Origin of the sequence: Allomuricauda sp. MMSF_3307 (assembly GCF_030733585.1) — a bacterium.
GTDB lineage: Bacteria > Bacteroidota > Bacteroidia > Flavobacteriales > Flavobacteriaceae > Flagellimonas.
Window position 1 is genome coordinate 213702 of the sequence record NZ_JASHIQ010000003.1, and the last position, 26000, is coordinate 239701.

The 26000-nt window shown below is 45.5% G+C and carries 16 protein-coding genes and 2 tRNA genes; 12 read left to right on the plus strand and 6 right to left on the minus strand.

The annotated features are described in order from the left end of the window. Nucleotides 1-61 precede the first annotated feature (61 nt). The 7 genes from RBB12_RS09310 to RBB12_RS09340 all read left to right on the plus strand — a co-directional run bounded on the left by RBB12_RS09310 (nucleotide 62) and on the right by RBB12_RS09340 (nucleotide 13099). Entirely contained in the window at nucleotides 62-2278 is a 2217-nt protein-coding gene (locus RBB12_RS09310) for a histidine kinase (protein WP_306013672.1), read from the plus strand. Then, a complete protein-coding gene (locus RBB12_RS09315) occupies nucleotides 2278-3009 on the plus strand; it encodes a LytR/AlgR family response regulator transcription factor (RefSeq protein ID WP_306013814.1) in 732 nt (243 codons plus the stop codon). Before RBB12_RS09310 ends, RBB12_RS09315 begins: the two co-directional genes overlap by 1 nt. Before the next feature lie 82 nt (nucleotides 3010-3091). Continuing rightward, nucleotides 3092-3607 (plus strand): gamma carbonic anhydrase family protein, encoded by a 516-nt coding sequence (locus tag RBB12_RS09320; RefSeq protein ID WP_179383710.1) that lies wholly within the window; start codon nucleotides 3092-3094, stop codon nucleotides 3605-3607. Nucleotides 3608-3707: 100 nt separating this feature from the next. After that, nucleotides 3708-4592, plus strand: a complete 885-nt coding sequence (fabD, locus tag RBB12_RS09325) for an ACP S-malonyltransferase (RefSeq protein WP_306013671.1) — start codon at nucleotides 3708-3710, stop codon at nucleotides 4590-4592. A gap of 144 nt (nucleotides 4593-4736) precedes the next feature. Next, nucleotides 4737-10160 carry a gliding motility-associated C-terminal domain-containing protein gene (locus RBB12_RS09330; RefSeq protein ID WP_306013670.1) on the plus strand — a complete coding sequence of 1808 codons (5424 nt, stop codon included), beginning with the start codon at nucleotides 4737-4739 and terminating at the stop codon, nucleotides 10158-10160. Nucleotide 10161: 1 nt separating this feature from the next. After that, nucleotides 10162-11151, plus strand: coding sequence for a type IX secretion system membrane protein PorP/SprF (locus RBB12_RS09335; RefSeq protein ID WP_293284296.1), 990 nt, complete (start codon nucleotides 10162-10164; stop codon nucleotides 11149-11151). Between the two features lies 1 nt (nucleotide 11152). After that, complete coding sequence (locus RBB12_RS09340; protein WP_306013669.1) at nucleotides 11153-13099, plus strand: OmpA family protein; 1947 nt, start codon at nucleotides 11153-11155, stop codon at nucleotides 13097-13099. A 6-nt stretch (nucleotides 13100-13105) separates the two neighbouring features. Here RBB12_RS09340 and RBB12_RS09345 read toward each other — a convergent pair whose 3' ends face one another. Then, complete coding sequence (locus RBB12_RS09345; RefSeq protein ID WP_306013668.1) at nucleotides 13106-14350, minus strand: NRAMP family divalent metal transporter; 1245 nt, start codon at nucleotides 14348-14350, stop codon at nucleotides 13106-13108. A 237-nt stretch (nucleotides 14351-14587) separates the two neighbouring features. On the opposite strand from RBB12_RS09345, the gene RBB12_RS09350 reads away from it, so the two are divergent. From RBB12_RS09350 to RBB12_RS09365, 4 genes are all read left to right on the plus strand, one after another. Next, the gene (locus tag RBB12_RS09350) at nucleotides 14588-16312 is read left to right on the plus strand and encodes a GMC oxidoreductase (protein ID WP_293290142.1); all 1725 of its coding nucleotides are present in this window, start codon (nucleotides 14588-14590) and stop codon (nucleotides 16310-16312) included. 4 nt (nucleotides 16313-16316) lie between these two features. After that, nucleotides 16317-17027, plus strand: coding sequence for a gluconate 2-dehydrogenase subunit 3 family protein (locus RBB12_RS09355; RefSeq protein WP_306013667.1), 711 nt, complete (start codon nucleotides 16317-16319; stop codon nucleotides 17025-17027). A 126-nt stretch (nucleotides 17028-17153) separates the two neighbouring features. Further along, nucleotides 17154-17945: an AraC family transcriptional regulator gene (locus RBB12_RS09360; RefSeq protein ID WP_306013666.1), complete on the plus strand. Its 792-nt coding sequence runs from the start codon at nucleotides 17154-17156 to the stop codon at nucleotides 17943-17945. A 60-nt stretch (nucleotides 17946-18005) separates the two neighbouring features. Next, on the plus strand, nucleotides 18006-19325 hold the full coding sequence (locus RBB12_RS09365) for a serine hydrolase (RefSeq protein ID WP_306013665.1): 1320 nt from the start codon (nucleotides 18006-18008) through the stop codon (nucleotides 19323-19325). Between the two features lie 7 nt (nucleotides 19326-19332). On the opposite strand, the gene RBB12_RS09370 is transcribed toward RBB12_RS09365, so the two are convergent. Then, nucleotides 19333-20235, minus strand: coding sequence for a YihY/virulence factor BrkB family protein (locus RBB12_RS09370; protein WP_293284310.1), 903 nt, complete (start codon nucleotides 20233-20235; stop codon nucleotides 19333-19335). A 181-nt stretch (nucleotides 20236-20416) separates the two neighbouring features. Between RBB12_RS09370 and RBB12_RS09375 the strand changes: the two genes are divergently transcribed. Continuing rightward, nucleotides 20417-20929, plus strand: coding sequence for a collagen-like protein (locus tag RBB12_RS09375; protein ID WP_306013664.1), 513 nt, complete (start codon nucleotides 20417-20419; stop codon nucleotides 20927-20929). A 208-nt stretch (nucleotides 20930-21137) separates the two neighbouring features. On the opposite strand, the gene RBB12_RS09380 is transcribed toward RBB12_RS09375, so the two are convergent. From RBB12_RS09380 to mutS, 4 genes are all read right to left on the minus strand, one after another. Further along, nucleotides 21138-22709 carry a hypothetical protein gene (locus RBB12_RS09380; protein WP_306013663.1) on the minus strand — a complete coding sequence of 524 codons (1572 nt, stop codon included), beginning with the start codon at nucleotides 22707-22709 and terminating at the stop codon, nucleotides 21138-21140. Nucleotides 22710-22945: 236 nt separating this feature from the next. Next, a tRNA-Leu gene (locus tag RBB12_RS09385) sits at nucleotides 22946-23030 on the minus strand. A gap of 56 nt (nucleotides 23031-23086) precedes the next feature. Then, nucleotides 23087-23159: transfer RNA gene (locus tag RBB12_RS09390), tRNA-Gly, on the minus strand. Between the two features lie 76 nt (nucleotides 23160-23235). After that, entirely contained in the window at nucleotides 23236-25818 is a 2583-nt protein-coding gene (mutS, locus tag RBB12_RS09395) for a DNA mismatch repair protein MutS (RefSeq protein ID WP_306013813.1), read from the minus strand. Nucleotides 25819-26000 lie beyond the last annotated feature (182 nt).

Sequence of the window (26000 nt, forward strand, 5' to 3'; positions counted from 1 at the left end):
ATCAAAATCTGAAGTAACACATTTTTTAAAGTGCTTGGGAAGCAGTATGTTTACCTTAGTTATGTTTCGAAGAATTTACATATCCATCTTGGTATTGATGACAGCCCTTTCGGCTTGGTCACAGGCGAACAATACCCAAGGTCAGCTGCTCATTAAAGGTACTGTAAAGGGAATGGAAAATCGTGTTCCCATCCAAGGGGTTCAGGTTTCTACGGACAAGGGAGCTTACACCACGACCAATGGTTTAGGGGAATTTAGCATCAGGGCCTCTGTGGGGGATATGCTTATTGTCGAAGGTTCCGAACTTGAAACGGTACGCTATAGAATCAAATCTGGCGAAGACGTAGATATATTGGTCGAAGGATATGGTGGGGCCGTGGGACAAGCCCGTCAAAAATGGGAAACAGTCAGTTCTCGAACCAACCTTGCGGACCATCAACGTTTTCTGGATTCTGCAGAAGCCTACAAGAAAACCGATTTGGAAAAAAGCATCGATTTTATTGCCCGTTCCATGGAGCCTCTGGGAAGCATGGGAAACAGAAAGGAATTTTCTTCGTCCCTTCGGACATTGGGCGAGATTTATATGTTTCACGAACAATATGATCTGGCCATTACCAACTTTAAAGATGCCTTGGAGGCCCAGGAATCCAACCGAACCAAAATATTGTTGGGCAAAGCCTATGTGCTCAATGGCAATTTTGAAAGTGCGGTTTCCATTTTGGAACCTTTGGTGGAGACGAAAAACATGGTGCCTTATCAGAGGATAGAACTTTTTGAGACCTTAGGCGATGCTCAAATGGAATTGGGAAATCTAAAATTGGCACAGGAGTATTATCGACAAGGACTGCTCATTGCCGAAAAAAATCAGATTTCTCCAAAGGAGATTGACCTTAATTCCAAATTGGCGGATGCCTTTGCGGTGGAAGATAGGACCTTGGAAGCCGAAGGCTTTTATCAAAATTCATTGGACCTGTCCAAGAAGATGGCACCGGAACGATTTGTGCAAGAAAGCGAAAAAGTGGCCGATTTCTATAATCAAAAAAGTCGGTATGCCGACGAAATCCAAATCCGAAAACGTAATCTGGACGAGCTCAAACAAATGCCAAGGTCCAGTGTGGCCTCTGCTGGTCAGGCCATCAGTACTAGGGATACCATTACTTCGCAGCGCATCAACTACAAAATTGCCAATGCTTACATCGCTCAGGATAAATTGGACGAGGCCATTCCCTATCTGGAGAAAAGTATTGTGGAAGCTGACAGGGACGATGATTTGGTCGTGCAAAAAGATGCCACACGAAAACTGTCCGAGGTATATAAATATAAGGGCGATTACACCAAGGCGCTGGAGTCCTATCAAGATTATGTGGCGGTGGTGGATAGCCTCTACGTGCGCAAGGAACAGGAAATATCGAGGGCGGCCCGTTTCAATCGGGAGATAGCCAATACCCAGAACCGTATTAGCAGTTTGGAACAGGAGCGGGAACTCAGCCAGAGCAAATACAGTCTCGCCGTAACCGAGCAACAGTTGTACGAGGAGACCAGCAAGCGACAAAAGTGGATCATTTATTCCTTGATCTTTGGTATCGCCTTAATGGCGCTTACGGCATTTTTATATTACCGAAGCAATCGGCAGCAAAAACTGGCGAACAATCTGTTGGCACTCAAATCGCTCCGGACACAGATGAATCCCCATTTTATTTTCAATGCGCTGAATTCGGTCAATACGTACATTGCCAAAAGCGATGAGCGCAGTGCCAATCGCTTTTTAAGCGAATTCTCCGTGTTGATGCGCAGCGTGCTAGAAAATTCCGAAGAGGATTTTATTCCCTTGTCCAAGGAATTGGAATTGTTGTGTTTGTACGTGAAGTTGGAGCACTCCAGATTTGCCGATAAGTTCGATTATGACATTGAAGTGGATAAGGAAGTGGATGTGGATGCTTTTCAGATTCCGCCGATGTTGTTGCAACCCTACATCGAGAATGCCATTTGGCATGGATTACGCTATAAGGAAGAAAAAGGGTCCCTTACAATAAAGGTGAAACAGGTCACCTCGGATATGCTCGAAATCTGTATCGAGGATGATGGTATCGGTAGAAAAAAATCCGCCGAACTAAAGACCAGCAATCAAAAAAAGCAGAATTCAAAGGGAATGGGGAACATCAAAAAAAGAATCCAGATTTTGAACGATATGTACAAAAACCGTGTTGAGGTTTCCATTTCCGACCTGCACAAGGACCAAACAGGAACGCGGGTTTCCCTAAAACTCAAAAAACAATGATGGAACTAAAAGCGGTAATTGTGGAAGATGAGGCCAATAGCAGGGAAATCCTTCGGAGCTATTTGGCCAAGTATTGCGAAAATGTGACCCTGCTAGGTGAAGGAGCTACCATTGAAGAAGGTTTGGCCCAAATCAAAAAACACCGGCCCGATTTGGTGTTTTTGGATGTGGAAATGCCTTTTGGCAATGCCTTTGACCTGTTGGACCAGCTTCCCGAACGTAGCTTTGAAACGGTTTTTGTGACTGCCTACAACCAATATGCCATGGATGCCCTGAACCACCATGCGGCCTATTATTTGATGAAACCCATCAATATTGATGAGTTGGTCAAGGCGGTTGACTATGTAAGGGCCATCAAGGAAAAAGAGAATGCGCTGGAAGGACAGGTGCTGCAAGCAAAGCCTGTTCGTGCAGAAGGAAAGATAACCTTGCCGCAACAAGATGGTTTTCAGGTACTGGAAGTATCCGACATCTATTTTTGTAAGGCCGACGACAACTACACCGAAATCTATCTGGAAAAGAAGAAAATTGTAGTGAGCAAGACCTTGAAGTATTTTGAGGATGCCCTACAATCCTATTCCTTTGCCCGTATCCATAAATCCTATTTGGTGAATGTTTCCGAGGTAGTCAAATACAAGAAGGGAAAAGGCGGGAGTGTAGTCCTGAGCAATGGCAAGGAACTTTCGGTATCGGCATCCAAAAAGGCCGATTTATTATCGTATTTTCAATAAATTGTCACATCGAGCCTGCCTTTGTCGGCAGACAGGCGCAGTCGAGATGCGTTTCTTTGTTAAAGAGTAAAATTTACAATCAATGATTATCAAACCCGTGAGGGGAAAATCCCCACAGATAGGAAAAGACTGTTTTATTGCCGAAAACGCCGTCATTGTAGGCGAGGTGAGTATGGGCGACCAATGCAGTGTTTGGTTCAACGCCGTGGTGCGTGGTGATGTCCACTTTATCAAAATGGGAAACAAGGTCAATGTGCAGGATGGTGCGGTAATCCATTGTACTTACGAGAAATCCCCGACCACCATCGGGAACAATGTTTCCATAGGCCACAATGCCATTGTGCATGGCTGCACTATAAAAGATAATGTTCTGGTGGGCATGGGAAGCATTATTATGGACGATTGTGTGGTGGAAAGCAATTCCATTATCGCCGCTGGGGCGGTGGTGACCCAAGGGACCCATGTGGAAGCGGGAAGTATTTATGCCGGGATGCCCGCAAGGAAACTAAAGGATATCAGCCCAGAACTATCCAAAGGCGAAATAGATAGGATTGCCAATAATTATGTGAAATATTCCAGTTGGTTCAAGGAAGATTGATGGTCAACTTGAATTTGGGAGGGAACAAACCATGGTCTCTTCCCAAAGAAGCATCAAAGAATATTCCCTATTTTTGTCCCACTCAAAAAACTAGATAACTATGAACGCATATATTTTTCCAGGACAGGGAGCACAATTTGTAGGAATGGGCTTAGACCTCTACGAAAATCACTCCCAAGCACAGGAATTGTTTGAAAGGGCCAATGAAATCTTGGGCTTTTCCATTACCGATATCATGTTTGAAGGCACCGATGAAGACCTGAAACAGACCAAGGTAACGCAGCCCGCTATTTTTTTGCACTCTGTGATTTTGAGCAAGGTATTGGGTGATTCCTTTCAACCTGACATGGTGGCCGGACACTCTTTGGGCGAATTTTCCGCATTGGTGGCCAATGGCACCTTGAATTTCGAAGACGGCCTTAAACTGGTATCCCAACGTGCCCTTGCTATGCAAAAGGCCTGTGAAATTCAGCCTAGTACCATGGCTGCGGTTTTGGGATTGGACGACGAGATAGTGGAGAAGATATGTGCCGAAGTAGAAGGCATCGTGGTTCCTGCCAACTATAACTGTCCCGGGCAATTGGTAATTTCCGGTGAGGTGGATGCGGTAAACGTAGCATGCGAGAAAATGAAGGAAGCCGGAGCACGTAGAGCCCTGTTATTGCCTGTGGGCGGAGCGTTCCACTCGCCATTGATGGAGCCGGCACGGGAAGAATTGGCAGCTGCCATTGAATCCACGGAATTTAAGACGCCAAGCTGTCCCATTTATCAAAATGTGACGACCACCGCTGTGTCGGATGCCGAGGAAATCAAAAAGAATTTGATCCTGCAATTAACGGCCCCCGTGAAGTGGACGCAAAGCGTACAACAAATGGTAAACGACGGTGCTACTTCCTTTGTGGAGGTCGGGCCGGGCAAGGTTTTGCAAGGTTTGGTGAAAAAAATCCATAGGGACGCCGAAACCAGTTCTGCAACTGTTTCCTGAAATTGGAAAACACTTCATCCGAATAAATTGAGATTTAAACTAATAGGCGAGGCTTGTTCCTCGCCTTTTTTGTAATATTGATTCACCCAAACTACCAACTACACGCAGGCAAGAAGAACATAACTGAAACGCACGCAATACATAATGCAATCTCTGCTTAAAAAAACCTCATTGCCACCATGCACCACTATGGGTCTTGGTCGCTTAATATTTTTCTTTTTCTTACTACTCGGTACTGGTTTCGGATTTGGACAGGTGACCGTTGAGTTTTCACAAGCCACGGGTTCGGATGTTGAGAACACAGGAGGAAATCTTCCTCAAGTAATCGTTTCTGGAAATATCATAGCTCCTGCATCCGTTGATGTAGAAGATACCGGGTTGGGTAGTGCCACTTCTCCTGGAGATTATAGTTTTGCTGGACCAGAAACCATTATTATTCCAGCTGGAAATTACCCTGCTCCTGTATCTTTCCCTATCACATCCTTGTCCATTACGGGTGATGGAGCTATAGAGCCAGATGAAACTATTGTTCTAGCCTTGGTCAACGCCTCGGCTAACGTTGTGCCTGGAACGAATTCTACCACCACATACACCATACTGAACGATGATTTAGCGAACATCAATATCGACAGTCCAGCTTCGGAGGCAGAGGGAGATTTAGGTCCAAGTCAGATTGATTTTACGGTGAGCATCGACCAGTCGGACCCCGACAATCCCATTACGGTCGATTACACCATAAGCGGTGGGAACGAGAATACTGATACAGGAACTCTCACATTTTTGGCAGGCACAGCGACCTTGTCCCAGACGGTAAGCGTCACCACTACGGGCGACACGGTCGTGGAATCGGACGAGGCGGTGAGCGTGACTTTGAGCAATGCGAGCGGCAATGCGGTCCTAGCCACGGCAGTAGGCACGAGTTCGTTCACAGATGACGATCAGGCCAGCATCAGCATCGACAGCCCCGCTTCACAAGCGGAAGGGGATTCGGGACCGAGCCAGATAGACTTTACGGTGAGCATCGACCAATCGGACCCCGACAACAACATTACGGTAAATTACACGATCAGCGGTGGCAACGAGGACACCGATATAGGAACGCTCACATTTTTGGCAGGCACAGCGACCTTGTCCCAGACGGTAAGCGTCACCACTACGGGCGACACTGTCATGGAGGCCGACGAGGCGGTGAGCGTGACTTTGAGCAATGCGAGCGTCAATGCGGTCATAGCCACGGCATTGGGCACAAGTTCCTTCACGGACGACGACCAGGCGAGCATCAGTATCAACAGCCCTGCCCCGCAAGCGGAAGGGGATTCTGGCCCGAGCCAGATAGACTTTACGGTGAGCATCGACCAATCGGACCCCGACAACAATATTACGGTCGATTACACGATAAGCGGTGGCAACGAAGACACCGATACCGGAACACTCACATTTTTGGCAGGCACGGTGGACCTGTCTCAGACGGTAAACGTCACCACTACGGGCGACACGGTCGTGGAAGCCGACGAGGCGGTAAGCGTGACTTTGAGCAATGCAAGTGCCAATGCAGTCATAGCCACTGCTGTTGGGAATAGTTCTTTTACGGACGACGATACCGCTTCGCTAATCGTTGTCGAAACAGACGGAAACACCATAATGTCAGAAGACGCAACAACGGATACTTTTACCGTCGCTTTGGGAGCTCAACCGGCAAGTGATGTAGTGGTAAATATCGTTTCTAGCGATTTGGGCGAGGGTACTGTCAATACAAACCAGTTGACTTTTACCAATGCGAATTGGAATACCCCGCAGACCGTTACGGTTACGGGAGTGGATGATAATCTTATTGATGGCAATCAACCGTTTACTGTCACTATTAGCGTGGTTGATGCACCAAGTGATGATGATTTTGATGGGTTGTCACAAGTTGTAAATGCACAAAACACGGACAACGATATAGCAGGCATTACTATAACAGAAACTGATGGGAATACTACTACATCAGAGGATGGCACAACGGATACCTTCGATGTGGTGTTGGATGCCCAACCTGCAACGGATGTTGTTTTGGATATCACATCTAACAATGTTGCTGAAGGCACGGTTTCACCAATAACCTTGACATTTACCACAGGGAATTGGGATAGCCCTCAAGAAGTTACCGTTACTGGGGTAGATGATGCCATAATTGACGGGGACCAGCCTTTTGATGTGAATGTAACCGTGAATGATGGTGCTAGCGACGATGACTTTGACGGGCTTTTGGAAACCGTTCCGGTTACCAACAACGACAACGATTCTGCGAGCTTTACCATTGTGGAGACCGACGGGACTACTAACACCTCGGAAGATGGGGCAACGGATACGTTTTCCGTGGTTTTGGATGTACAGCCAACATCCAATGTAGTTTTTGATATTGTGTCCGGGGACACTGGCGAGGCTACCGTTTCCCCTTCACTTTTAACGTTTACCCCGGCCAATTGGGATACCCCACAAATTATAACGGTGACTGGGGAGGATGATTTTATTATAGATGATGCTCAAACTTTCGATATTGACATTACCGTAAATAATGGCGCCAGTGATAACGCTTTTGACAATTTGACCGATACAGTCTCGGTAACAAACTCGGATGATGATGTGGCCGGATTTACCATTGTGGAATCTGATGGGGATACATCCACTTCTGAAGATGGTAGCACGGACACCTTTACCGTGGTGCTTAATCGTAGAACCTTGATCAGTAATGTGGTTTTTAATATTACATCCAGTGATGTTACGGAGGGTACGGTTTCACCATCTACCTTAACATTTACCACAGCGAATTGGGATACACCACAGACCGTAACGGTAACAGGTGTGGACGACGCCATTGTAGACGGTATTCAAGCTTATGATGTCGATGTGAGCGTAGCTTTGGGAAGTGCAATTTCATATTTGGGTGTTCCCGATCAAACCGTTTCTGTAGAGAATATTGATGATGATAGCGCAGCAGTAACCATCTCCAATGCAAATGGCAACGAGGATGATGGACCCATAACTGTTTCGGCCACCTTAAACAATGAAGTTACGGGCGGATTTACGGTAGACGTATTGTCATCCGATGGAACAGCCACGACAGCAAACTCCGATTACACAATCCTTAATGAAACCTTGACGTTTGCTGGTACAGCTGGAGAAATTCAGACATTTGAAGTAACACCAACCCCAGATACGCTCATTGAAGATAACGAAACGCTTCAGGTCTCTATGGCCAATTTGGGAAGTACGGCTTTGACCGTCGATATTTCGGACACTGCTACGGTAACCATCAATAATGATGATGCTTGTGCCGCCGGCTCATCAGTACCCATCCTCAATGATTCCGGTACTGAATTCTGTGTCGATTTATTTAGCGATTTTAGCAAAGATCTGGATGATTATGTGGATGGAACTGGACCAGCTGGAACCCAGTTGGTTTGGAGCACCAATCCCGATTCCGGTCAAACTGGGGATTATTTGGGGTCCAGTGTCATAACGGGTACACAAGTGGTCAATCAGGATACCTACTATGGTTTTTATTACGATAGTTTGAATGATTGTGCCAGTCCAAATACAGTTACTGTAACATTGTCCGTAAACGAAGCCCCAAATGCGGGCACCACCACGGGAGGAAACGTATGTAACACCACGGAAAGCGGTGGAAGTACGCTCATTGATTTGGATAATCGTATTACAGGACAGGATTCTGGATCATGGGCGTTGACCAGTTCACAAACAGGGTCTTCCATCACCATTAATCCAGATAATACTATAAATTTTGATGGTCAACCTTTGGGTAGCTATGTATTTACCTATACCACAAATACCGCAGTAGCTCCTTGCGTAAATGATACCGTCGAGTTGACAATCACGGTGATCGATTGCTCCCTTCCCTGCAATGCAGGAGATACGGCACCCGTGTTCAACGGAAGTGATACCACCATCGAATTCTGTGATGATGTCAATACCGACTTGGATACCTATGTTAGTGGTACGGCCCCGGCAGGTACGGAGCTCACGTGGAGTACTAGCGATGTTCCTTCGGAAACAGCTGCCCATTTGCTCAGCAGCACGGTGGTGGAGCCTGGAACATATTACGGTTTTTATTATGATGAACCCAACGATTGCGGCAGTCCGGTACTGGCCATTACCTTGGTCCGCAACTTTACCCCGACCATCGATACCACCTCTGGAGATACCAGTTGTGGTTCGGCGGAGTTGACGTTGTCGGCAACAGCTTCCGTTGCTGATGCCAGCACCATTACCTATACGTGGTATGATGCCCCGACTGGCGGCAATATTGTAGGAACCAGTGCTACCTATACCACCAATACATTACTTGAAACCACCTCTTTTTATGTGACCGCAAGGGCCAATGGCTGTGAATCGGAGCGTGTGGAAGTGGTGGCTACCATAACCGAATCACCCAATGCAGGAACGCCTACAAATACAACTGCGTGTAATGTAGCCGGAAATGGAGGGCCGAATGTGATTGATTTGGACAACACCTTGACTGGAGCCGACCCGGGAACATGGGCTTTGGTTACCGACCCATCCAACGGTACGCTCAGTATTGGGTCCGAAAACAATGTCGATTTTACAGGGCTACCCGTAGGTAACTATGTTTTTGAATACACAACAACTGCTGAAGCTCCCTGCACGCCTACTTCGGTACAAGTGACCATTTCGGTGAGCGATTGTACCGTGGATACCGATGGCGATGGACTCACGGATGGTGAAGAAACGGAGCTCGGTACCGACCCTAATGATCCAGATACTGATGGTGATGGCCTTACCGATGGAGAGGAAGTTTTGATAGTGGATGACCCGAGCACCGAGGCCGTTCCAGAAAACGCCACCGATCCTTTGGATGCTTGTGATCCTTTCTTGACACCCGAGTGTAACCCAGTGGATATCGATTTGGCCATTACAAAGGAGATCAATAGAAATGAAGTATTGCTGAATTCTGAAGTAATCTTTACCATTACCCTTCAGAATACGACGATGGACAGGGTATTGGATATTGTAGTAAACGATATTTTGGTTGCCGGATTCGAATACCGTTCCAGTACACCTTCCAAAGGAAGTTATGACGAGAATACGGGCGAATGGACGATTGACGAATTAACCGCAGAGGAGGAGGTTACGCTCGAAATCATAGTTGTTGCCGTGGAAGCCGGAAACTTGGAGAACACAGCCATATTGGCATCTTCGTTCCCTAATGACGGTGTCCCCGATAATAATTCGAGTACTGTATCGGTAACGGTGAACCGAAGTCAATGCGAGGACCCGGGAACCATATGTAATATTTTTTCACCCAATGGTGATGGGGTAAACGATACCTTGACCTTGGTGCGTCATCAAGATTATGCAAACAATAGCTTCGAAGTGTTCGATCGCTACGGCAACAGTGTGTTCCAAATGGATGGTTACGATAGTTCGTGGGACGGAACAGGCAAGAACGGAGATTTGCCCAAAGGGACCTATTTCTATATCCTGGACCTTAATGGTGATGGTACCGATGTGGTAAAAGGATGGATTCAAATTGTAAGAGACAACTAAAATGCCAGATACAACAGCTTTGTCAAAATATATCATAGCTTTTGTGGCCTTTTGCATGGCCTTGGGTCAAACCTTTGCCCAAAAGGAACCACAGTATACCCAATACATGTACAATATTGGGAGTTTTAACCCTGCCTATGTGGGTACCGTGGAAAGTCCAGAGATTATTGGACTCTATCGAGCGCAATGGGTGGATATTCCCGGAGCACCGACCACCATTCGGGGAGGCGCCAATATTCCTTTCAGCAACGAGAAGATGGGATTGGGCATCAATATCGTAAATGATCAGCTAGGACCTTCGACCCAGACTTTTTTTGATATTGCCTATTCCTATCAGATTCAATTGTCCGACGAGACCAAACTTTCATTTGGGCTGAACGCTGGAGGTTCCTCGCTCAACATAGACTATTCCAAAGGAACTTTTGAAAATCCTTCCGATGGGTCCATACTTGGGGGCACTTTCAATAGTTTTTACCCAACGGTCGGTGCTGGACTTTTTATGTACCATGAAGAGGATTGGTATCTTGGGGTGTCTGTGCCCAACTTTTTGACCAATGCCCTTTACAATAACGAAGTGGCGACCATCGTAGAGGACAATATGCAGGTGAATGCCATTGGCGGCTATGTGTTCGAATTGGGTGAGCAGACGAAGTTTAAACCTGCATTTTTGGTAAATTACCTCCAGGGTTCCCCGGTTACGGTAAACCTATCGGCCAATTTCCAATTTATCGATGCATTGACCATAGGTGCATCCTACCGAATTGATAACGCGGTGAGCGGCCTGGCCGGTTTCCAGATTTCCAACGGTATGTTTATCGGATATGCCTACGACTATAATACCAACAGCTTGGGCGAATTCAGTGGAGGTTCCCACGAGGCCATCCTAAAATTTTATATTGGAAGGGGCGGTTTTGGCTCCGGAAACAATAAATCAAAAAACAAGAACTCAAAAAATAAAGGAAAACAGATTGATTCCCCTAGATTCTTCTAACATGAACGCGGCAAAAAACATACGACTGACACTTTGGGCCTTTGTACTGGGCATGCTTTTCAGCTTCGGTCAAAAAAAGAAGTCCCAGGGCGATGTTTTCTTTTTTCAGTACGAGTACCAAAAGGCAGTAGCGGCCTACGAAAAGCAGTTATCCGAAGGAACGTTGACCGAACAGCAGTTTCTCAATCTTGCCGATGCCTATTTTGAAACGAACAATTATAGGAAGGCTGCAAACGCCTACCAGTCCATTTATGAAAAGGACTCGGTGATGGATGCCCATCATTACAACAAAATGCTGCAAAGCCTTTCCAAAACTCCCGAAGCCGATGGAACCAAGGATTTTTTAAGCCAGATTTCCTCGTCTTTCCCCAAAGAGCTGATGGAGAACATGGAGTTCAACAATCAACTGCTGCAAAATGGTTCCAACGAAGACCAATTGGACTACGAAATCTTCAATCTGGACGGTAATAGCCCCCAGACTGACTTTGCGCCAAGTTTCTTTTCGAACAAACTGTTGTTTTCCAGCGGTAGACAGGTCAACAAAAAGTTGCGCTACGAACCCGGCAACGAGGGATATTTCAATATTTATGAATCCGAGATACAGCCAACGGGTCAAATCACTGGGGTTCAATCTTTTCAGGCGCTGAAAGAAACCGACTATCACGAGGCCACACCGTCCTTCTCAGCGGAGCTGAACAGTGTCTTCTACGTGCTGTCCAACACCCAAGATGGCGAACTGGCTTTTGATGCCAACGGGAAAAATGCCTTGGCCATCGCCAAGCAGAACATAGGAGGTTCCTACCAATTGCTGCTGAAGGACCTGAGCACTTCGTTTTACTATCCATTTTATGATGATGCCAGTGGCCGACTCTTCTTTTCGGCGGATTTTGAAGATGGTTACGGAGGTACCGATATTTATTTTGTGTATACGAACAATGGACAGGTGATGTCGGCACCCATCAATTTGGGACCGCGCATCAACTCTTCCGGCAACGAGATTGCACCCTATATTTTTGAGAACAGCTTTTATTTTGCCTCCGATGTTTTTTACGGACTAGGGGGGATGGACATCTACAAATCCAATATCGAGGGCGAAGGTTTTGGTATCCCCATCAATTTGGGAGAGCCCATCAATTCGGAGTTTGATGACTTTGGCATGATCATTCGGAACGAAGGGGAAGGGCTCTTGGGCTATTTTGCATCCAATCGTCCGGGAGGGAAAGGAAAGGATGATATTTATGGCTTTAAGGTGGACGAGAAGCCGGGATTGAAGACCATAACGTTTAAAGGTACCGTGGTAAGTTCCAGCAAAGAAGGTCAAGTGGTTCCCAACGCATCGGTCAGTCTTTGGGATATGAACGGGGAAATGTTGGCGGCAACCACCTCGGATGCAGAAGGGCAATATCGGTTGGAAATTCCTTATGAAAGCGAGCTGGTTGTTGATGCATCAAGGGAACGCTATTCACGTTTTATCAAAAAATTCGGGGAAGAGGAGCTTGATGCTTTGGCCAATAATAATTTTGATGTTCCCCTTGCTTTTTATAATGATTTGGTGGAAGAACGGGAAGGCCAAAAAGTGGTAAAACTGGACAATTTCTACTTTAACACCAGCTCCACACAGTTGACGGATGAAATCAAAAGCGAGCTTAATAAAGTGGTGGAATTTGTGGAAGCCTTTCCAGAGGCCCAGCTCCGGATTGAAACCTATACGGATAGTCGTGGCGGAAGCAGTACCAATTTTAGACTGACCCAGGCACGCTCGGATAACATCAAAAAATATCTGGTGGAACAGGGAGTTCCCGCATCGACTATTCTCTATTCGATAGGCTACGGAGAGGATAACATTTTGAACAATTGCACCAATGGTGTGTTCTGTTTGGAATCCCTGCACAAAAAGAACCAACGTTCCCTTATCGTGGTCCTTAACGATAATGTGTTGTTCGATTAGGCAAGCTTACATCAAAAGCATCCAGCAATAGTACAGCGCAAAAAGGGATAGGAAAATCATACCGCAATAGGTAAGTACGCGCAGTCCCAATTTGGGTTTGTGTGCAACAGGCATATCTTTTCCGGTCACGGTTTTTAGGTTCATCCAACCGAGCAATGGCGCAAATACGAAGGATACAAAAGTGGCCAAGGCTACCAATTGGCCCATATTGGCACTGAACAGGCTAATAACGATCCAGTTGATCCACGCCATCACAAGGACCATCAGGGCAAACGCGTGTTTGGCATTATAGATATTTTTTTGGGGATATAATTTTTGGAGCACGTCCAAGCTAACTCTGGAAATGGCATCATGCGCCGTCATACAGGTGCTGAACATGGTCGCAAAGGCAGCAACGGCAATAAAGAAGTAGGCCCAATTCCCAATGTGGGTGGTAAACAGATTCACCAACTGATCGGCAAACACCACGGAGTTATTGCTCAATTCCGTACCCGTACCATATAGGGTCATCCAACCAATGATCATAAAAAACACGGCCAAAACAGCGGTCAGGATATAACCTACGTTAAATTCTTGAAGGGCAAGTTTGAGCGATGGCTTTCGTTTCATCGTTTTTAGGTTCTCCATGCCCCATAAGCTTACCCAGCCCGAAGCTTCCACGGCTGTGGGCATCCATCCCACAAGCCCTATCAAAAAGAGAATACCCACTTCGTTGAATATTTCTGGCCGTTGATAGGATTCGCTATTCGGTACCGGGCCCTTTTGCAAAACTAGGATGGTGGTGACCAGCAAGGCAATAAAGAGAATAGTAATGACCGCTTTGAGGGAATTTTCCAGAAAACGGTATTTCCCAATGATCAAAATCAAACTGATAAAAACGAACAGTCCCAACGAAATGGCCCCAGCACCCACTGAGGTTACATCGAATAGGTTCATGAATAGCCCAGCAGTAACTACATAAAGTGCTGCCAAAATGGTAAAGGTGGAAATCAAGGTGACAAAGGCATAAATCCATAAATAGGTTTTGCCCAGATTGGCATAGCCCTCGATCAAACTTTTTTCCGTAACCGTGGTATACCGAATGCCAAACTCAAAAAAAGGGTATTTGAGCAAATTAGCGAGGATGATGGGAATGATCATGACCCATCCGTATTGTGCGCCGGCTTTTGTAGACAATACCAAGTGGGAAGTACCTATGGCCATACTGGCGAACAGTAGACCAGGTCCAAGTGCTTTTAGCAATGCCTTCATGCAGTTTGTTGGTTAATTTTTCAAAGCTGGAAGATATGTTTTTTTTACGAAAGTGTTCTGTTGTTTAATCAATTGCCACAAAGGGAACCGACCGGAAAATTCGAAAAAAGCCTGCTGTTTTATGTAGAGAAAAAGTATCTTTAAAACGAACTAGAAGAAACCTGAATCAGATGGTCTCATTTCCTTTTTGGGCAATCATTTGATTTACAGAAAATTAACTAAACCAAACAAAAACCAATGCAGATAATTGAGAATTCAACGGTCTACGATGCCATTATTGTGGGGTCGGGTGCTGGTGGAGGAATGTCGGCCAAGGTACTCTCCGAGGCCGGTCTGAAAGTAGCTGTCGTTGAGGCAGGTCCGTTTTATGATCCTGCCATGCCCGAACATCAAACCCAATTGAAGTGGCCTTACGAAAGTCCTCGTCGGGGAAAAAGCACCCGTTTCCGTCCCTTTGGCGATTTTGATGCCGCCTACGGTGGCTGGGACATTGAGGGCGAGCCTTACACGCAAAAGGATGGAACTAAATTTGAATGGTTCCGTTCGCGTATGCTCGGGGGCAGGACCAACCACTGGGGAAGGATCTCCCTGCGCTTTGGTCCCCAGGATTTCAAACACAAGGATGTAGACGGGCATGGAGACAATTGGCCCATCAGCTATGAGGACGTAAAGCCGTATTACGATAAAGTAGATAAGTTGATTGGGGTATTCGGCACCAACGAAGGGCTTCCCAACGACCCGGATGGCTTCTTTTTGCCACCCCCAAAACCAAGGTTGCACGAGCTGTTCTACATCAAAGGGGCCAGAAAGAGCAATATCCCGGTGTACCCCTCTCGAATGTCCATGCTCACCAAGAAAATCAATAACGAACGCGGGGTATGCTTCTACTGCGGACAGTGTAACCGTGCTTGCCAAGTATATGCCGACTTTTCTGCGGGAACTTGTCTCATCTTCCCGGCCCAGAAAAATGGTGGTCAAATTGATTTATTTGTAAACTGCATGGTGCGGGAAGTGACCACCAACGAAGAGGGCAAGGCCACGGGTGTGTCCTACATCAACAAAGAAGATAGAAAAGAATATAAACTCAAAGGAAAAGTGGTTGTATTGGGAGCGTCGGCCTGTAGTTCGGCCCGTATCCTTTTGAACTCCAAGAGCAAGCAGCACCCCAACGGACTGGGCAATAGCAGCGATATCGTGGGCAAGTACCTGCACGACTCTACGGGAGCGGATAGGGCAGCCTTTATTCCAGACCTGATGAACCGCAAAGTGTCCTACAACGAAGATGGGGTAGGTGGTATGCACGTGTACTCTCCATGGTGGGGCGATAATTCCAAACTGGACTTCCCAAGAGGCTACCATATCGAGGTATGGGGCGGTATGGGCATGCCCAGTTATGGTTTTGGCTTTAATGTAAACGAGTTCAATAAGTTCTTCGGGACCAAAGTGGGCGGTTACGGCGATGTGCTGCGAAGTGATGCCAAAAAGTACTACGGGGCCGTTGTGGGGATGGCAGGTCGTGGTGAATCCATTGCCCGTAAAGAGAATTACTGCGAAATCGACCCTACCACAGTGGACGAGTTTGGTATCCCGGTGCTTCGCTTTCATTACAAATGGAGTCAGTACGAGATCAACCAAGCCAAACACATGCAGGACACCTTTGAGGAAATCTTAATCAATATGGGAGGCGAACCTCTGGGCAAGAAGCCCGGAAAGGATACCAACTATGGCCTGCACAACCCGGGGAACATCATCCACGAGGTGGGAACGACCAGGATGGGGGACGATCCCAAAACTTCGGTGACGAACAAATACCAACAGCTGCACGATGTGGACAACGTCTTTATCGTAGATGCAGGACCTTTTGTGTCGCAGGCAGACAAGAACTGTACCTGGACGATACTGGCACTTTCGATGCGTGCCTCGGAGTACATTGTGGAACAACTCAAACAACAAAATATCTAACGGAATGGACAGAAGAAAGAGTTTAAAATCGATTGTATTGGGTTCTGTTGCCGGAGGATTGGCACTTCACGGATGCAAACCTTCCACGGAGGGCACAGAATTGGTAGAGGCACCGAAGATTACCTACCCGGGAAGGGTGCCGCAGGAGACCGAATTGATCCATGAATTGCAGGACGAGCAATTTTTGAATCCGCACGAGATGGAAACGCTCACGATCCTTTGTGATTTGATACTGCCACCCTCGGATGAGTTTAAAGGTGCATCGGATGCGGATGTGGTGAGCTTTATCGAGTTTATGAGCAAGGACGAGGAGACCCTGCAGCCCGACTTGAGGGGCGGGATTATGTGGTTGGACCATAAGAGCAACACCGAATATGGAACGGAGTTCAAAAGTGCTTCGGAAGCACAGCAAAAGGAGATTTTAGATGGAATCGCTTACTACGACCCTGAAATTCCCAGTAATGAGCGGCCTTTTGAGGTAAACTTCTTCTCCTTGGTGCGCAACTTGACCATGACAGGCTTTTATACGAGCAAAATTGGGATAGAGGAAATCGGATACAGAGGTAATCAGCCCAATGTGTGGGACGGTGTTCCCCAGGATGTTTTGGACCAGCATGGGGTATCATATGATGAGGAATGGTTGGCCAAGTGTGTGGACCAAAGCAAGCGCGGCATCATCGCGGAATGGGATGAGGACGGCAATTTGTTGACCTAGATTTTTAGGTGAAAAGCAAAGGCTCGAACATCATGTTCGAGCCTTTGTTGATTTAAGGTCTAGGTAAAATCACTCTTTGAAATTGATTCAATGATGTGAATTGAAGTGAATAATATTCAAAGCTAGATGGTTATCTCTAACTTTCATCCCCAACCCCCTTTGGATGCCCTTTTTAGGGAGTGCTACTACATCCATATGGCTGAAAGGTCGGGTCTGATTCCGATCATCGATGATTGCTGTTATGACTTTGTGTTCTTTAAAGAGGCCGACGGTTATTTTTATTATGGTCCGGACCAACAGGCCCAACCGATTGGAAGTAACATTTTTACCATCAATCAGCTCCATCCGCCTTACCGCATTGAAGCAGCCAACTCCCTAACCTTTTTTACCATCAAGGTGCAACCATGGGCGAATGCATATTTCTTTTCCAATGTGGAACAAGTTGGGATTGTCGACGTTTCGCAACTGCACAGTGGTTTGATACCGTTTCACTACGATATATTTAGCGCTAAGCAAGAAGAACGTTTTGTGATGGCCGAAGCTTTTATGCGAAATACGTTGGAGCAGCTTACCCCGTCCATGGCATTGGTGCGTGCCATCTGTGAAACCATTTATGAAAAAAGGGGAATGGTCACCGTGAACGAATTGAGCGATCAGTTTCAACGGTCTAGGCAATATTTGGGCAAAATCTTTAAAAAAGAGGTGATGTACAGCCTTAAAAAGTTCATTATCACGGTCCGTATCTTGGATTTGGTAAAGTATAGGGCCAAGCATGCTGAGGTTTCATTGACCGAACTGAGTTACGATTATGGTTATTTTGATCAGCCCCACTTTATCAACGACTTTAAGAAGGTGTGCGGAGTGCCTCCTCTAGAGTTTTTCAATAATTTGCCCGAGTTTTTGTTGCGCCATCAATAGGTTTCCATTTTTACAATTTTTGAAAGCTGGTTTTTTGGTTCTTTGCCTAAAAGAAAAGTGATGATGAGATATATTTTGATGCTTTTGGGAATGATGGTGATGGCTGCCTGTGGCAATCACGCTGAGAATGGCGAAGTGGTACTTTCTACCCAAATGGAGCAAGTCCGTGATTCGGTAGATACCTATTTCATGAAGCTGACGGAGCTGCAACAATTCAACGGTGTGCTGTTGGTGTACAAAAACGATACGCTTTTGCTGAATAAAGCCTACAATTTAAAGACGTCACCCAACAGTACTTCCTATGTTGCCTCGGATTACCAGTTCGATATCCATTCCATTTCCAAGCTCATGGCCCATTACCTGCTGGCGCAATTGGAATTGGAGGGCAAGCTCTCCAAAAACCAGACCTTGAATCAGTTTATACCGGACTTTCCAAAAGGAGATAGGATTACCCTGAACATGTTGTTGGAGCATACCTCTGGCCTCCCCAGGGAACTGGTAGGATTCGAGGGGCAAGAATACCAGTTGGAGCCCGAGGATATTGTTGAACTGGCAAAACAGCAAACCTTATTGTTTGAGCCGGGTACCGATGCGCAGTATTCCAATGTGGGGTACGAATTGATATGCCATATTATTTCCCAAACGTATGGCAAGCCCTTTGCGCAATGTTTGGTGGACGAAATCTTCAATCCGTTGGGGATGGATTCCAGTGGAGCACACTTTTTTGTCAAGGAACATAACATCCATCAAATGGCACAGAACCATGTGCTCAAGGACGGGGAATTGGTTACTGTGGACAATATCCAAAAGGATGAATTTCGGACGGCACGCATCTTTTCGACGGCCGAAGATTTAAAAATCTTTCTGGATCATATCAAACAGGAGCCTATAGCTTCTTTCTTAACCAATAACGAAGGTGTTATTGCCAAAGATGGCGGTTCCAAAGGCATTCGGGCACAGGTATACACCGATCTGAAGAACCATTTTGATTTTGTTTTGCTGGCCAATTATGACGAAATGCCTTTTTTTGATGCCATCGATGACATGTCTAAGATGCTCAAATCGCAGCCTGTTGCCTTTCCAAAGGAAATCAACCGAAAAGCCATAGCAGTGGAACCGGAAGTACTGGAACCTTATGCGGGTTTCTACACCTTTGCCGATTTTGATGGGTTGGTATTGGAGGTGAGGGTCGCTAATGGAAAGCTGGTATTATTTCAAGAAGGAGAAGAAGTAGGTAGATTACAGGCGGAAAGCCCGACCGTTTTCTTTGAGGACCCAAAGGCAGCCGAATCTTTTGAATTTGTCCCCAATGATTTGGGCAGCTATGATGCCCTGATGGGTTGGAAAGGAATCGTGGTGGAAGGAAAACGGAACCCATAGCGTCGGTTCAAGGGTCCAACTCGTTGTAGGGCTCAAAATAGATATGGTACTTTTTGGCGTAGGTATAGGTAAACTGTGCCCCAAAAAAGAGAATAAGGCAGGAATAGGAAACCCATAACAACACCAAAACTATGGTGCCAGCGGCTCCATAGGTAGAGCCGGGTTGGGCTTCGCCAAAGTAGAGCCCCAGTAAAAACTTCCCGATAACAAATAGCACGGCGGTGATAAAGGCGCCGAACCAAACGGCCCGCCATTTGATCTTGGCATCGGGCAGGAATTTGAACATCAGGGCAAACATGACCGTAATAATGGCGATGGACGAAAAAATATCGATAGTGTATGCCAAATAAATGGCCGCTTCGCTGATCAAGCTTTTTAGATAGTCGTTGAGGGCGGCAATGGCAGCGGTGACGATAAAACTGATCAACAATAAAAAACCGATGACGAGGATAAAGGCAAAGCTTTTGGCCCGTTCGGTGACCAGTTTCCAAAAGTCGAATCCTTTGGATGACCTGATGCGCCATATTTCGTTCAGCGAAATTTTCAATTGATAAAAGACCCCGGTGGCACCAAAAAGGAGGGTGGCGATACCGATAAGGGTAGAAATTAGATTCTTGTCCTTGTTTTGGGTGTCCTGTACAATTTCTTCAATGGTTTGGGCGGCGTTGGGGCCCAGCGCAACGGAAAACTCATCCGTCAATCGGCCCTGTACGATGTCCACGCCCCAAATGGCACCCACAATGTTGATGATGATGACCAATAGCGCAGGCAACGAAAGCACCGCATAATAGGCCACCACTGCGCTCAAACGCCAGGGGCGGGCCTTGCTCCACGCAGTATAGGTATCCCAAAGTAGGTAAGGGAAATCTTTGAGTCGAAATCGGTTGGCGTATGTGTGTGTTTTGGACAAAAGGAACCTCTTTGTACCTAAAGGTACGATTCGGTTTTTGAAACGTAATGATTTGGATTGTTGTTATTGTAACCATTTGATTTACAATAAGGTAATAAATTGTCCTTGAAACCGTTGTAATTCAGACAGGTAACGGTAGGTACAACCGGAACCTAAGAAGTAAACCATAAACCTCAACAATATGAAAATTTCAAGATTAGTATATGTGTGTATTGCCGCATTTGCCATTTATGCCTGTAGCGACGGGGAAGATGGGGCCATGGGGCCACAAGGAGAGCAAGGAATACAGGGCGAACCCGGTGAAGATGGGAATGCGAATGTGAGAAGTTACCTATTTGAAGATCAAGAGATCATACAAGGGTACCAAAGTTTTTCGGTTCCAGGGATTACTCAGGATATTTTGGATCATGGGGTGGTTTTCGGCTATTTTAAAAATGTAACGGTGCCGGTGGACACTTGGTTGACCATGCCTTATAACAACTCTACTAATATCTTGAATATTTCGAGGATTGCCTTGGGTGAAGCGGTTTTGTTCTCCACTTTTGATACCACAGTGAACCTCAGGTTTGTGGTGGTCGAGGGCGAAGAAGGGTTATCTTCAAAAGGTATGACTGTAAAAGAGGAACTAAAAAAGGCCGGGGTGGATATTTCGGATTTTTATGAAGTTGCCGATTATTATGGGTTGGAGTATTAGTAAGCAGAAAATGTAGAACAAAAAACCCTGAAAATCAAAAGATTTCAGGGTTTTACTTTTTTTAAAGCATCGGTTCTTGGTTATGGGAACAAAACTAGTTTCAGTGCCATATTTAAAAGATTGGTAATTACCTTATATGGAATTTGAATCAAAGGCTAAGAAAAAACTAATTTGTTGTGAACATTGAGACCAATTTCAACATAAGTTTTTAATTAATTGTACCGTCCTTAATTACATAAGAGATAGATTGTTCGTCGCCATAATAATTTGAATTCCCGAGCCCCACAAAGATACCATCTTCAAATCTATAGTCTTTCTCAAAGCCCTCTAAAACAAGGCTTAAGAGTTCTATTTGTTCGGGGTTGTTTGGGTCAATTCCAAAATCATCAAGTATGGTTTTGATTTCTTGTGGTACTTCAAGGTTTTCAAAAGGCATTATTACTTGAGCATTGTTTTTTTCACTGTAGGTCCAAGTTATCCTGTTAACTGTATTTTCCAAAAGAACACCTCTAAAAGTCGTTGAGATCAAAAGTTGATCATAATTACCACTCGTGAGTACTGTACTTCCTTCCACTTGTGCGCTCCAATCTGGAATCTCAATCTCTCCAAGACCTTTTACATTTGTTATAAACCTTTGGTTTTCGCTTATCTTGGCATCGTAGAATTGTTCATAGATCTCAAATTCTTCAACCAAGGGAACCTCAACAGTCGGGGATGTTGGATTTGTCTTCCACAAGATTTCCGAAAATTTTCCCAAGTCGTAATCTTCTTGATTTCTATACCCATGAAAAGTCAGGCTATAGTCAGTTATTTCCGGTGGAAATTCTAGGGTTGCAGAATTGGTTGGTGACTTAAAATCAAGAAAGGATATTGTACTATCTATAAAATCATTCAGAAACAAAAATCGATAATCTTGTATGTCATCGGCGTCTTTAGGATTTGAATACATAAACATCGACCCATTCAGGTTTGGATCGTAGCCTAAAGTTGCAGAAAAATTACCCGTTGATGTTGCCCCAACGGTTTCAAGCCTATATTCCCGTCCCCTCATTTTAAAGTTGGTTGTTTCAAGTGCGTCTGTCATGGTCAACTGAAAGGAACTGGTTATTGGATACTCCAGCCGCCGTAGGGCTACTTCGTTTTGAGTTATTGTTTTTGTTCCTGGTAATAGGTTTCCAAAAGAAATAAGACCGCCTGTTCGGTTTAGGGAATTGGGGTAAAGCAAATATAAGGTGGCAATAATGTTCTGTCTTTCCACCATGTCTGGAGCATAGAATCGTGTTTCTTCATCAAGATCGATTCTTTTATAATCAAGCAGTTGACCATCCATGGTATTGATTGAAATATAAGTTTCCAGTTCTGGGTTGTTGAATATTGGTGGTATTTGGAAGTCACTATTAATGAAAAGCAACTTTTTTAATTCGAAAGATCGAGTAACGGTGCTCATATTACCACTGCTATCTGTTGATTCAATAATCAATGTTTTGGTTCCATTTGAAAAATCAAAAGGGTCAAGGTCTAAGGTGATTTGTTTGTCTTCAGAATTGGCAATTTCTTGGTTGTCCAATAAAATAGTTGTTGTTATTTTATTGTCTTCATCACTGATGGATACATTTACGGAAGTGATAATTTCAACTGTATCGTCTTCATCAATTCCATTTATTGTAATTTCTGGATTCTTTGTGTCCTGTTCAGGAGGCGTTTCACCAGTACCTTCTTCATTAGAAGAACAGCTTAAAAAAAGGAAAAATAAGGTGGGGACAATTAGATACTTTTGCATTGTTGTTGGATTAATTTTCAATGTTCAATTACGGTTTTTTAAGTTTAATCAACAAAAAAAGAGCGTAAAAGTTTACAATATAGGATTGTCCCTCTTATGTTAATGATTTTTTCCATAAAGCGTTGTACAAATTCATTGTATGAATCTAAGCCTTAGAGAAGATATAAAACTTGATAATCAGCTTTGATTTAATTATAAAAAATCCCTAATAACCAACAAGTTAAAAGGGATTTCTGTACTCGAGGCGGGACTTGAACCCGCACGGGCAAAATGCCCACAGGATTTTAAGTCCGGCGTGTCTACCAATTCCACCACTCGAGCGGGACTTGTATGTAAAAAAAAACTCCACCCGTGGTGACTGAGCGGAGTCGAAGTCGAGCGAAAAACGGGATTCGAACCCGCGACCTCCACCTTGGCAAGGTGATGCTCTACCAACTGAGCTATTTTCGCATTTTTAAAGAACGCTTCACTTTTCCCAAGCGCGGATGCAAATTTATAATATTTCTATTAAAATAAAAGAATTTTTTTAGGAAGATGCCTTTTTCTTTTTCCCCAACAATCGCTTGATCTCGTTCAGCTTCATCAATGCCTCCACAGGTGTCAGTGTATCAATGTCCAAGTGCAAAATTTCTTCCTTGATCTCTTCCAGCAAGGGGTCGTCCAAATTGAAGAAACTCAACTGCATCTCGTTTTGGGGGGCCTGCAGTTTATCCGTCATCTCCTCGCTGGAGTGCGATTTCTCCAGTTTTTTAAGGATTTTGTTCGCCTTTTGAATCACCTGTTGCGGCATTCCCGCCATTTTCGCTACATGGATTCCAAAACTGTGTTCGCTGCCCCCGGGCACCAATTTTCGGAGAAAGAGCACATTGTCTTCCAACTCTTTTACGGAAACATTATAGTTTTTGATGCGGGTAAAAGTATTGGTCATTTCATTGAGCTCGTGGTAATGCGTAGCGAATAGCGTTTTTGCCTTCGCGGGGTGCTCGTGCAAATACTCCGAAATGGCCCAAGCGATGGAAATGCCATCATAGGTACTGGTGCCACGACCAATTTCGTCCAAAAGCACCAAACTGCGTTCCGAGAGGTTATTCAAGATGGAAGCGGTCTCGTTCATCTCTACCATAAAGGTCGATTCGCCCATTGAAATATTGTCACTGGCCCCAACCCGCGTAAAAATTTTGTCCACCACACCAAGGTGTGCCTCCGTAGCGGGCACAAAACTGCCCATCTGGGCCAAGAGCACGATTAATGCGGTTTGCCGTAACAAGGCAGATTTACCGCTCATGTTAGGCCCGGTAATCATGATGATTTGTTGCTCTTCGCGGTTGAGCAGTACATCGTTGGTTACATAGGCATCACCAATGGGCAATTGCTTTTCGATTACGGGGTGCCTTCCTTCCTTAATGTCAATGGTGGTCGAATCGTTCACCATCGGTTCTATATAGTGGTTCTCCTTGGCCAACTGGGCAAAGCCACAAAGACAATCCAATTGGGCGATCAGGTATGCGTTCTGCTGTACTGGCGAAATATATTCCTGCATCCAGACCAGCAACTGTTCAAAAAGCTGCTGTTCCAAATGGTAAATGCGTTCCTCGGCACCCAAGATTTTGGACTCGTATTCCTTGAGTTCCTCGGTGATGTAGCGTTCTGCATTCACCAAAGTTTGTTTGCGAATCCAACCTTCGGGAACCTTGTCCTTGTGGGTATTCCGAACTTCAATATAATAGCCAAAAACGTTATTGGAAGCGATTTTTAGGGAAGTGATACCGGTTTCCTTGGTTTCCCGTTCCAACATTTTATCCAGATAATCCTTGCTGGAAAAAGCCAGTCCCCTCAATTCGTCCAGTTCTTCCGAATAACCCTCGGCGATGGTGTTGCCTTTGGCAATGTTCACCGGGGCCTCCTCGTTGAGTACCTCTTTTATTTTGGACCGAAGGGCTTCGCAATCGTCCAAACGCTCCCCAATATGTTGTAGGGAGGCGTTGGAGCTGTTGAGGGCCAATTGTTTGATGGGCACCACCGCTTCCAATGAGTTTTTGAGTTGGACCACTTCCTTGGGGTTGATTTTTCCCGTGGCCAATTTGGAGATCAAACGCTCCAGATCGCCCATCTGTTTAACGTGGCCCTGAATCCTGTTCAATTGGGACTCCTCGCTTTTTAAATGGGCGACCACTTCATGGCGTTGCCGGATCTTTTCCACATTTTTCAACGGAAGGGCCAACCATCTTTTTAACAGGCGTCCGCCCATGGGGGACAGCGTCTTGTCTATAATGTCCAGCAAGGTCACCGCGTTCTGGTGCGCAGAATGGTAAAGTTCCAGGTTACGGATGGTAAAGCGGTCCATCCACACATATTCCTCCTCGGCAATGCGCTGTATGTTGTTGATGTGCTTGAGTTGGCTATGCTGGGTTTCGGAAAGATAGTGCAGCACAGCCCCCGAAGCAATTATGCCTTGGTTGAGGTGGTCGATGCCAAAACCCTTTAGGGTTTTGGTACCAAAATGTTGGTTCAAGCGCTCTTGGGCATAATCTTCCTGAAAAATCCAATCTTCCAAAAAGAAACTGTGGAAATGATTTCCAAAACATTCCACAAAATCCTTTTTATGGTTTTTGGAGACCAAAATTTCGTTCGGCGAAAAGTTTTGGAGCAGTTTGTCCACCTGTTCCGCCGATCCTTGGGAACACAGATATTCCCCAGTGGAAATGTCCAAAAAGGAAACACCCAGTTTATTCCGCCCAAAATGGACGGCACACAAGAAGTTGTTGTTCTTGGCGGTGAGGATGTCATCGTTCAAGGCAACTCCGGGAGTCACCAATTCGGTGACGCCACGCTTTACAATGCTTTTGGTCTGTTTAGGGTCTTCCAATTGATCGCAGATGGCCACGCGCTGTCCCGCTTTCACCAATTTGGGCAAATAGGTGTTCAGGGAGTGGTGCGGAAACCCGGCCAATTCGGTCTTGTCCCCGCCATTGTTCCTGTGGGTAAGGATAATGCCCAAAATTTTGGCGGCCTTTACCGCGTCCTCCCCAAAGGTTTCATAAAAGTCGCCCACACGGAACAGCAACAGCGCATCCGGGTGTTTTACCTTGATGGCATTGTACTGCTGCATTAACGGGGTAACCTTTGTATTCTTTTTCTTGGCTGCCAAAGCGATTTAATTCTGTTATTTTTGCCCTGCTTGGGAATTTATCGTTACGGAATTCATTGTCACATCGAGCGCAGTCGAGATGTTTTTTGTCAATCTTTCGACTTCACTGAAGATGAAATCAAATAGGACCAAGCCATGTGTCT

Excerpts from the sequence above, each read along its gene's own strand:
- RBB12_RS09310 (WP_306013672.1), top strand. The coding sequence starts at position 62 with ATGTTTCGAAGAATTTACATATCCATCTTGGTATTGATGACAGCCCTT.
- RBB12_RS09315 (WP_306013814.1), top strand. The coding sequence starts at position 2,278 with ATGGAACTAAAAGCGGTAATTGTGGAAGATGAGGCCAATAGCAGGGAA.
- RBB12_RS09320 (WP_179383710.1), top strand. The coding sequence starts at position 3,092 with ATGATTATCAAACCCGTGAGGGGAAAATCCCCACAGATAGGAAAAGAC.
- fabD (WP_306013671.1), top strand. The coding sequence starts at position 3,708 with ATGAACGCATATATTTTTCCAGGACAGGGAGCACAATTTGTAGGAATG.
- RBB12_RS09330 (WP_306013670.1), top strand. The coding sequence starts at position 4,737 with ATGCAATCTCTGCTTAAAAAAACCTCATTGCCACCATGCACCACTATG.
- RBB12_RS09335 (WP_293284296.1), top strand. The coding sequence starts at position 10,162 with ATGCCAGATACAACAGCTTTGTCAAAATATATCATAGCTTTTGTGGCC.
- RBB12_RS09340 (WP_306013669.1), top strand. The coding sequence starts at position 11,153 with ATGAACGCGGCAAAAAACATACGACTGACACTTTGGGCCTTTGTACTG.
- RBB12_RS09345 (WP_306013668.1), bottom strand. The coding sequence starts at position 14,350 with ATGAAGGCATTGCTAAAAGCACTTGGACCTGGTCTACTGTTCGCCAGT.
- RBB12_RS09350 (WP_293290142.1), top strand. The coding sequence starts at position 14,588 with ATGCAGATAATTGAGAATTCAACGGTCTACGATGCCATTATTGTGGGG.
- RBB12_RS09355 (WP_306013667.1), top strand. The coding sequence starts at position 16,317 with ATGGACAGAAGAAAGAGTTTAAAATCGATTGTATTGGGTTCTGTTGCC.
- RBB12_RS09360 (WP_306013666.1), top strand. The coding sequence starts at position 17,154 with ATGGTTATCTCTAACTTTCATCCCCAACCCCCTTTGGATGCCCTTTTT.
- RBB12_RS09365 (WP_306013665.1), top strand. The coding sequence starts at position 18,006 with ATGATGAGATATATTTTGATGCTTTTGGGAATGATGGTGATGGCTGCC.
- RBB12_RS09375 (WP_306013664.1), top strand. The coding sequence starts at position 20,417 with ATGAAAATTTCAAGATTAGTATATGTGTGTATTGCCGCATTTGCCATT.
- RBB12_RS09380 (WP_306013663.1), bottom strand. The coding sequence starts at position 22,709 with ATGCAAAAGTATCTAATTGTCCCCACCTTATTTTTCCTTTTTTTAAGC.
- mutS (WP_306013813.1), bottom strand. The coding sequence starts at position 25,818 with ATGCAGCAGTACAATGCCATCAAGGTAAAACACCCGGATGCGCTGTTG.